11 protein-coding genes are annotated in these 9,246 nt (G+C 35.4%); 9 read left to right on the forward strand and 2 right to left on the reverse strand.

What is annotated here, in order from left to right; genetic code table 11:
- The 5 genes from MLE13_RS17525 to mobV all read left to right on the forward strand — a co-directional run.
- The coding region (locus MLE13_RS17525) for a site-specific integrase (RefSeq protein ID WP_240751068.1) at positions 1-552 on the forward strand (552 nt) is incomplete at its 5' end.
- Positions 553-938: 386 nt separating this feature from the next.
- The gene (locus tag MLE13_RS17530; RefSeq protein ID WP_240751069.1) at positions 939-1,958 is read left to right on the forward strand and encodes a replication initiation protein; all 1,020 of its coding nucleotides are present in this window, start codon (positions 939-941) and stop codon (positions 1,956-1,958) included.
- Positions 1,959-2,112: 154 nt separating this feature from the next.
- On the forward strand, positions 2,113-3,042 hold the full coding sequence (locus MLE13_RS17535) for a hypothetical protein (RefSeq protein WP_240751070.1): 930 nt from the start codon (positions 2,113-2,115) through the stop codon (positions 3,040-3,042).
- Positions 3,043-3,072: 30 nt separating this feature from the next.
- Positions 3,073-3,495, forward strand: coding sequence for a hypothetical protein (locus MLE13_RS17540; RefSeq protein WP_240751071.1), 423 nt, complete (start codon positions 3,073-3,075; stop codon positions 3,493-3,495).
- Positions 3,496-3,829: 334 nt separating this feature from the next.
- Entirely contained in the window at positions 3,830-4,894 is a 1,065-nt protein-coding gene (mobV, locus tag MLE13_RS17545; RefSeq protein ID WP_240751072.1) for a MobV family relaxase, read from the forward strand.
- 115 nt (positions 4,895-5,009) lie between these two features.
- On the opposite strand, the gene MLE13_RS17550 is transcribed toward mobV, so the two are convergent.
- Both MLE13_RS17550 and MLE13_RS17555 read right to left on the reverse strand, forming a co-directional pair.
- Positions 5,010-5,246: a DUF3953 domain-containing protein gene (locus tag MLE13_RS17550; protein ID WP_240751073.1), complete on the reverse strand. Its 237-nt coding sequence runs from the start codon at positions 5,244-5,246 to the stop codon at positions 5,010-5,012.
- Positions 5,247-5,814: 568 nt separating this feature from the next.
- Positions 5,815-6,051, reverse strand: a complete 237-nt coding sequence (locus MLE13_RS17555) for a hypothetical protein (protein ID WP_240751074.1) — start codon at positions 6,049-6,051, stop codon at positions 5,815-5,817.
- Positions 6,052-6,451: 400 nt separating this feature from the next.
- On the opposite strand from MLE13_RS17555, the gene MLE13_RS17560 reads away from it, so the two are divergent.
- The 4 genes from MLE13_RS17560 (at position 6,452) to MLE13_RS17575 (ending at position 8,952) form a co-directional block, all read left to right on the forward strand.
- Complete coding sequence (locus MLE13_RS17560) at positions 6,452-6,952, forward strand: MerR family transcriptional regulator (protein ID WP_240751075.1); 501 nt, start codon at positions 6,452-6,454, stop codon at positions 6,950-6,952.
- The gene (locus MLE13_RS17565) at positions 6,934-7,716 is read left to right on the forward strand and encodes a hypothetical protein (protein ID WP_240751076.1); all 783 of its coding nucleotides are present in this window, start codon (positions 6,934-6,936) and stop codon (positions 7,714-7,716) included. The genes MLE13_RS17560 and MLE13_RS17565 overlap by 19 nt, the downstream gene beginning before the upstream one ends.
- 532 nt (positions 7,717-8,248) lie before the next feature.
- Positions 8,249-8,509, forward strand: coding sequence for a hypothetical protein (locus tag MLE13_RS17570; protein ID WP_240751077.1), 261 nt, complete (start codon positions 8,249-8,251; stop codon positions 8,507-8,509).
- 149 nt (positions 8,510-8,658) lie between these two features.
- On the forward strand, positions 8,659-8,952 hold the full coding sequence (locus tag MLE13_RS17575) for a hypothetical protein (RefSeq protein ID WP_240751078.1): 294 nt from the start codon (positions 8,659-8,661) through the stop codon (positions 8,950-8,952).
- Positions 8,953-9,246 lie beyond the last annotated feature (294 nt).

Below are 9,246 nucleotides of genomic sequence, written 5' to 3' on the forward strand. Positions count from 1 at the left end.
ACCGAATTAAAAGATGTGCAACCGATCCGGTCGCTCGAAAAGATCGACGACATGAAATGGAGTTTGAAGAAGTGGTGCAGTGAACGGGATTATATTTTGTTTCTTCTCGGCATCAATTCGGGGCTGCGGGTCGGGGATTTGTTGGCGATTAAAACGAGCGAGATCCAGGGCAAACAAGTGGTATCGCTGCGTGAAGGGAAGACTGGCAAAAGGAGAACGATTCACCTCGGAAACATTTACGAGGAACTGGATGCTTATATTCGCACGTTAGAAGGTACTGAGTGGCTTTTTCCAAGTCGAAAGGGCAATAGTCCAATTACCCGTGTCCAAGCGTACAGACAGCTTCAGAAGGCCGCCCAGATGGTCGATATCTCGGTTGGCATTGGTACGCATACCTTGCGCAAGACATTCGGCTATTGGCATTACAAGCAGTTTAAAGACATTGCCGAGCTGCAGAACATCCTGAACCATGCACATCCGCAGATTACCTTGCGTTACATTGGTATCACGGATGAACAGATTGAGAGTAATTTAAAAGCGTTTCGTTTGTAAAACTCCCAGATTGGTTTCTACGGAGTTTTTTTGTTTGCTATTTTTCTAGCAACGAACTTGATCTGCATTTTGTTCTTTTCTTGTTTCTTTTCATTTTTTCAAAATGAAATTTTGCCTATATATATATTATCTTTTAAAAGATTAATTATATTAGTTATATTTAAGGGTGCCTTTGAGCCTTAGAGCCCCAAGGGTTTGAAAGTTTAAATGTGTAAAATACTCCTGTTTAATGTGTAAAATACTCCTGTTTAATGTGTAAAATACTCCTTTTTAAATGTGTATTATAAAAAACCGAATATACATTTAAAATTTTTTAGTGTATTGTATTTTATGTAATACACATGTTTTCAGGAGTATTTTACATAGTCAGAGAGGGGCAAGAAATTGTGGCAAGAGTAAACGCTAAAAAACAATTAGTTTCCTATGAAAATTCAATCAAAAAGAGTAAAGAATTATCTATGGCAAAACTCTATCAAGGACTTACTCTAAATCAAATGCAATTACTAGCATTTTCAATTTTTTCTACTCAACAGAATGGGTTAACGGAATTTCGAAAAAGTGACTTTGAAAAGAAATTTGGTGTAACCCAGTATCGAACAGAAGATGCTATGAAAGATTCAGATAAGATTACAAGTATAAAATTCAGTACGATAGATATGGAAAATGAAAAGTTCAAATTTTGGAATGCTTTTATCGGAATGGGTTATGATAAGGGGCAATTTAGCTTCGAATGGAATCCAAAAATGTTACCCCATATTTTAGAACTAAAAGACGCTTATTACATCACAACAGATTTAACTATTGCCTCGAACTTCAAAAGTAGTTTTTCATGGACATTATACGATTACATAAAAGCTCATTATGGTTATTGGCACAAAGTAATATCAAGAGAAGAATTGATGAAACTATTCGGTGTAGAATCGACAAAAACGTATGCTGGAAATACAGCTCAATTTAAACGTGGCGTGCTTGATATAGCTATTAAAGAAATTAATGAATATACCGAATTAGAAGTGTGGTATAAAGTTGAAAAAGAAGGTCGTTCAATTGCTAGATTTGATCTAATTTGGTCCAACGGACAAAAGCTAACGAGTGCCACAAAGAAACAAATTAAAGAGATTCAAAGCATCGTGGACATTGTTTCTGAGGATATGTTTGAATACATGAACCTTGATAGTGAGACCGATCGATTACGAGCGAGAGATTTAATTATTGAAATTGAGAGTATGAAACAGTTCGTAGACGAACCGATCTCGATTACGAGTGAGCGAGCCAATGAGCTGATTCAAAAAACTGTATGGAATTTTAGGCAATTAAATGGCTTACTTCAAAAAAATCATAAAACTTTGTCTCCTGGATCGGTAAAGAAAGTAGAGTTTTATAATTGGCTTGAAGATAGAAGTTGAGATATCTCAAAATTTTTTGGTTGTAAAAAATGCGATTCTCCTCCTTTCTTGAAAAAACTTTTATAAAAATTTTTTCAATTTTCTTATATTTTAATTTTCTTTTTTATGGTAATTTAGTTTGATAATACATTAGAAAAATTAGGGGGAGATTGAAATGTGGAGGAATGTGAATAAAATTTCGAGTGTTTTAGCTTTTATGATGTTTTTTTCTTTTGGAGCATCTGCTTTTGCTATAAGTGACACCCCAATTACTATTTCAAATGAAAAGAAAATCTTATCAGAAGTTATGTTTGAAAATGCTGTAATAGAAGGGGACACGATAACAGATAAGTTTGTAGATAAAGAAGGAAGACAGAACAAAATGGTTATTGAAACAAAAGACAACCAAACTATAGTTTCTCTATTTATTGATGGAACAATTGAGCAACAAAGTATAGTTGATAAAGAAACAGGAATACTGAGTGGATTTTCAGAATATGGAGAAAGTACATTTGAAAAAAATCTAGATGAAACAGTCACTGCGGAAGATACTCTTGAAACGAAATTTGCTACAACCAACAATGGTGACATATCAACTTATGCTGTAGGATATTATTCTCAAGTCGCTACTAAAAAATCAGTACCTAACGCTTTATGTAATAAAACAGTAACGGCTTACTTGTATGAAAAATCGACTACTACTAATACTTCGAAAATGTATTTCAACTTCAGTAAAGGAGAACTATTAACAGCAATTGTAGCTACAATTGTTACAGCTATTGTTTTAAGAAATGCTTTTACACTTACTATATTGAAAGAAATGCTTGTATCGATTGGAGTAGGATTCACAACCACAACTCTTACTGCTGGATTTAAAGGTTATTACAAGGGAAGAAAAGATATAAAAGATTATTACGCTACAATTAATGGCACAAGATACTTTACGAGCAAAATTACTAAACAGTATGTCACGATATTCAATTCTTATAACGGTAAAGGTTCTACTAAACTGGTAAGTACAACTAATACAGGCTATGGTAGTCCAACAAGTTATCAAGTGATGCTTAGTCAAGCTATAGCGACTTGGGGAAGAGGATGTAAATAAAATAATTAAACTAGAACAGGAGAGATTTTCTTGAAGGACTATATCCCCGGTTTTATACTTTCATTGGTATTGTTTGTCATATTAACTGTAGTTGATTCACAAGTATATGGGAATGTAATGCCTTTAAGCTTGTTATATCTTTTAACAATTCTTCACGTTTTAATGTTCAAAATTCTGATCGTTGAAAAAAAACGGTTATCTTATTTCTTGTTTATAATATTTTTTGCGATAGTTCTATTTTTTTCTATACCAGAATTAACACAAAAAGAGGCAGTAGAAAAAGTTGTTGCTATGCATGATCTAGATATTACAGAAACTACTACCGTTCCAACAACTAACATTAATCCATTCAGACCTTCTAAAGCGTATCTCTTTAAAGGATATAAAGTTGATGAGGAAATCTCAGTAATGGTTAGTGCAACTAATGGCAAAGTATTTATTGTGGAACATTGAAAAAGTTGGAATATAAGAAAGAGTTACACTAGATGAGATTAAACCTTTTTATCGTTCTCATACCTTACGAGAATAAGCTACCGACTAGAAAGTTTGAAAAATATAGCGTCTTGAAGAAAAAGATAGTCGAGCAATAGATCATTCTTTTTGCTGTTGACCTACGGAAAAGATAGCCGAAGTCGGCTGTCTTTTTTTGCTTTTGAACTACTGGGGGGGCGCCTCACTATTGAGGCAGCCACTTGCTTTTCACCCTCGGAGAGCACACCTTTATGCAATAAAGTATAGTGTGCTATACTTTACATGGAAGTTGACCGAATTATGGGGGGGCATTCTTTTGAGTTTTGCTGTGGTACGGATGCAGAAAATGAAGAGTCCGGATTTAAAGGGCATGCAATTCCACAACCAACGAGAACGGGAAAGTCGGACGAATCCAGACATCGATACGGACCGTGCGCACTTGAATTATGATTTGCTGCATCAAGAAAAAATTGACTACAACCAACAAGTGAAAGCCATCATCGAGAGCCAAAAAGTAAGCGAGCGAAAAACCCGAAAAGATGCCGTGCTCGTGAACGAGCTATTGGTGACTTCAGACCGGAAGTTTTTTGACGGGTTGGATCCGGCTGAACAGAAACGGTTTTTCGAGGAAAGCCATAAATTGTTTTCGGAACGCTATGGCAAACAAAATATTGCGTATGCGACGGTTCACAACGACGAGAAAACCCCTCACATGCATTTAGGGGTCGTTCCGATGCGGGACGGCAAACTCCAGGGCAAGAATGTCTTTAATCGCCAGGAACTGCAGTGGATGCAAGAGGAATTTCCGAAACACATGCAAACCTTGGGCTTTGAAGTGGAACGGGGCATTGCTTCGGACCGGAAACACATCGAAATGAGCCGTTTTAAGGCATTGACGCTCAATGAGGAGATTAAAACCCTAGAAAAGGAAACTGAAGCCCTTAGAAACGCCCTGACGGCTTCTAAGAAGGTCGATGAGCTGCAAGTCAGCAAACCCAATCTATTTGACCGAAACCACGTGAAATTGCCGGTAGAGGATTTCGAAGCCCTTAAAGCAAGAGCCAAAGCGACCGAAGCCATTGAAAGCACCATAGCGACACATGAGAAGCAATTTGATGACATGTTTGATGCGGTTGTCTCCAGCGATCGGAAACTGGATCAAGAGAAATCCAAGACCGAACGGCTGCAGAAAGAAAATAGCCAGTTGAAACAAGAAAATCAGGAATTGCGAAAAGAAAATAAAACCTTGAGAAGCAAGTTGAATCTTTTAGTGGAGTTTGCAAAAACACACTTGGATAAATTCAAAGAATGGCAAAAAGAGCGTGAGCAAGAAAAACAAAAAACCATGGCCAAAAAAAGAGATCCGGAGTTGGAGCGCTAAGCCAACCTTGGTCTCTTTTTCTATGGAAATCGACACGTGCGAAATTCAAATTCAAACGCCTTGCTTGACCCTCCGACTCTTTTTTCTTTCAGATGCATATGCATGTCCTAAGAAATTAAGAGGGCGTTAAGAAAATGCTCGCGGCAACAACTAAGATAAAAGCTGCTGCTAAAAACATCAAGTAGGCCACCCATTTTCTCTTTCCTCGAAATTCCTTAAGACCCATCACCAGCATCATCATTCCCATAGAGAGAATCATGAAGTTTTGGTATTCAAAGTTCTTTGTGAGTAATCCATATACGGCGAATCCAAACGTGAGTGCTGCAAATAGAATATGTAAAATCGTTAACAACAAAGTTACCCTCCCTTTCTTTGAGTAAATTCTAGAAATATTTACCAACCTATACAAACTGTAAAGGAATATAAGTCACTTGACCAATCGATTCTGTATGTTTAAGAAAATACTTCAGATGGAATTGAGAGTTCTGGAAAAAGTGGAGAGTGCCCATCTATACACCCTGTAGAAATCAGGTGTATTATGGGCAGCTTCCAGCTGTAAATAATGCGAGACATTGAACGTGCAGCGGCTAAATGAAAAGAATAAAAGTTCCAACAAGATCCGAGAGCGAAAAGCGAGAGTGCCCAGTTATACACCACCCTAAATTTAGGTTGGTTCCTGGAACTTTTATGTCGCCTTCGGATGTGAAAATAATAATGATGAGTGCGCGAATGTAGGTGAGTTAGCCAATTTCTAGTTGGTTTACATATCCCGAATTATCGGAAGTCCCATAAGAAAAAACAAAAAGAAGATGCTAGTAACTCAGCATCTTCTTTTTGTTTTTTAGCATCTGATAACCTGGGATTTGTAAATCGAGTCTTTAAATCGCTTTTACTATTCTTAAAGTCATTTATGGCAAAAATTAACTGAACTCTCTTGCGACTAACATAATACCAAAATATGTTATAAACAAACTACCAATAACCATAAAAATTTTCATTAACCAAAAATTGATGACAGGGGTAAAAAGACCATCTCTGAACATGGCAAAATCATTTGTATTTAAGAAACGATCTTTCCGAACATAGAAAAATGAAATATAAACAACGAAAAAGCAAATAATTAAAAATAAAATTGACATTAATTGATCTCCCGACATTGTAGACCTCCTTAAAATAAATATTAATTAAAAGTATTTATTGCATGCCCCATTCTTAATTTGATAAACAGATTCTTCATTCGCTTATTTCACCGAAGTTTCTCGTATTCCTTTTCTAGTTGCTATTCATCTTTTCGAAAAAGTTAATCAAAGTACACTTATGCGAACAAAAAAGGAAAGGAACTTAGCAGCAAGTGCCCTCCCTTCCGATAACTTGCGATATGTAAACTTGATTTATATACATTCATACATTTTAAGATTATAGAAAACTAAGACTTTTATACTTCATAATATCTCTTTATAGAGAACTCGTTTCTTTTTTTCTGGAAAAGCTATAGTATTTATGGTGGTAGATAGATGGCGAGTGGTGGTTGAATGGTGACTTTAAGGAGGGTGTTTGATGGATAAACTATTAACGGTTAGTGAATTGAGTAAAATCACTGAAATCCCAGAATCGACTGTGAGAAGGTATTTAAGCCGGTTTGAAGCTTATTTCCCCTTTGACGCCAGAGGAAAGGGAAAGAAGTATCGACCTGAAAGCGTTGAAGTGCTAAAACAGATTGCTTTGCTCTACAGCGAGGGATATCAAGCGAATGAAATTGAACCTATGCTAGCAAGTCGTTTCTCCTTTACCATTGACGATTCACCAGAACTCACCACTCAACCACCGTACAAACCAGTTGAACAACAATTCCAGGAATTTAAAGATCAACAAGACGAATTCAATAGACAATTATTAGAAAAACTAGACCAGCAACAAGAATACATAAAAAAGCTTTTGGAAGAACGAAATCTGTCAGCTCTGCAGAATCCTCAAGAATTTCAACCTCAAGAAAAAAAAGAAATCAGTCATTCAACTGAATCATTTGAACGGAGAGCTTGGTGGAAGTTTTGGAAATAATATCAAAAGTACTAACAATGGAGCCAATTAGTATAGGAGAATTACTAACTTTTACCTCGTCAATTATTTTACTTATAATCACTTGGAAATCTGTTTCTAATGCGAAAAAAGCGAATGAAAATGCAGCAAAGGCAAATGATATTACTGAGCAATCTCAACTTCTCCAAAGAGATCAATTTCACCTTAGTATAAAGCCAGAATTAATTTTTAAAATTCAACCGGTAAAGTATACTGAGGAAGAAAATGATAAGTTCAAAATATCTCAACTTTTTAACTCTGATCACTCTTTTCAAATTGAAAATGTTTCTTCTAACATCTGCTATGACATCACTGCAACAACATTCGTCTATATGTCAGTTGAAGGTTGGGACAAGTACTATGCTTTTTTAAATAAAAAACATAGTCCAAATACGGCTATTTCTGAAGATTTGCATTCACTGTACAGTGAAAATGAATTAAATTGTCGAATTCCTTTCGCTTTTACTGCATTAAATATTATTTCTTACGATGGTACGATTCCTTCACCCGAAATATACACTTTTCTCAAGTATCAAGATAAAACAAAAAAGTTTTACGAGGAATGCTTTAGGTTTAATACAGCGCATAGTGTTTTAGGTAGAAGAAATAAACCTGATGATATAGAAATCCATTTTCGTGCCACCCAAGTTGACTTAGATACAACTAAGCAAAAAGTTTATGAACAAAAAAAGAAATTAGATAACGATTTCCCTAACGAACAAAAATTATTTTATTTTAATTTATGACAAACTAAATTAATTGGCGGTAAGAATTAAAAAGTCCTGGAGTATGCTTCTATTCTAGGGTTTTTCTTATTTAGAAAGAGTGTATAACCATAATGCTGCGAGGTCGGTATGGCGGCGCAGCAGAAAGAAAGCGAACCTGAGACAGTCACGCCCAAAAAAGACACGCGAAGTTTGTGGGCCAAGATCTGGAACAAATAAAAGTCGCTATTTCAGCGGAACTGAATGTAACTTATGTGCAGTTAAGTTACATTCATTTTCTGTGTAAAAAGATGTCTAAATATTTTGCTATCAATACAAAATATTGGATATTTTTGGTATGGTGATAATATGGAAATAAATAACCGCATTAAAATCATGTCAAAGAAGAGGTGTTCATATTTTTTATCCCTACAACCTATACGTAGGAATACTAGTTGCTCTAATTTATTGTTTCATTTTGTGGAAGCTGCATCATTTAGGGAAATACAGAATTTCTTTAGTTATTTATGGTGTCATCATGCAGTCAGCTTTCTTAATTTCATTCGCTTGGATAATGAATTATTTTAGAACTACTGAAAGTCTTAATCGAGATTATTACGATGTATTTGCAAACGGTCTATTTACTTTTTATTTATTTCTGATCGTTCCGTTCATAGTTGCCTTGTGCATTCATGTCTACAAAGGCATTTGGAAATTAGAAGTTACGAAAAATTCTAAAATTATCATGCTGGCTTTGTTTATTCTCCTTTGTTTGGTCGTTGCTGGGGCAGGATTTTATCTGCATGTCTTTTTCTATTACGGATTTGCTCCGTAATTAATTTTATAAGTTAGAAAACCTGTATTTGAATGTAACTTATTGTGAATTAAGTTACATTCAGATTCTAGTTTTATCAATAGATTTAAAGTGAGTTTTTAGGGAATAAGTTTAAAAAGAACTTGAAAAATTTAGGAAGGAGGAATTTTTTGTTTTCTAAGGCGAAATTCATTGCTTCAACGTCCATTTTAATCGGAGTTGTTCTGCTTCTCGCAAAAGTCGATGAAACATTTAATCTGTACAACGCACCTTACATACTAATCATAGGCGGATTAATCTTGTTGGTGATTTCATTGCTGGCTACTAACAAAGAAAAAAGCCTTTTATGCAGAATCGGTTTACATAAGTTTGAACAAGTTGATCGAGATAGCGAAGTAACAGCATTATTTATCTACAAATGCGAACGATGCGGCAAGAAAAAGAAAGTGATGAAAGCATTTTAAGCAGTCAATTTTGTTTAAGACCGACCTTAAAAGTTGGTCTTTTCTCTTGGACTTGAATGTAACTTAAGTGTAATTAAGTTACATTCAAAACCCCGGTTCTATTGACTTCTCAAGAAAAACCAACGAAACTGAAATTGCGAGAAAAAATGATACATTCAAATCGTTGATTCTACTGGGCTCGCTTTTCCTTGGCGGCGCTCTTTTTTCTTTTGATCAAAACACCTTGCGTAGTTCGTTACATACGGCAATTAGCCAGTAAAAAAACACGCTTTACAATCTGGGAGGTTTAAGGGT

Origin of the sequence: Planococcus halocryophilus (assembly GCF_022489025.1) — a bacterium.
GTDB lineage: Bacteria > Bacillota > Bacilli > Bacillales_A > Planococcaceae > Planococcus > Planococcus halocryophilus_A.

What these genes read in the sequence shown, in the direction of transcription:
- MLE13_RS17535 (WP_240751070.1), top strand. Translation starts at nt 2,113, where the DNA reads ATGTGGAGGAATGTGAATAAAATTTCGAGTGTTTTAGCTTTTATGATG.
- MLE13_RS17570 (WP_240751077.1), top strand. Translation starts at nt 8,249, where the DNA reads ATGAATTATTTTAGAACTACTGAAAGTCTTAATCGAGATTATTACGAT.
- MLE13_RS17555 (WP_240751074.1), bottom strand. Translation starts at nt 6,051, where the DNA reads ATGTCGGGAGATCAATTAATGTCAATTTTATTTTTAATTATTTGCTTT.
- MLE13_RS17560 (WP_240751075.1), top strand. Translation starts at nt 6,452, where the DNA reads ATGGATAAACTATTAACGGTTAGTGAATTGAGTAAAATCACTGAAATC.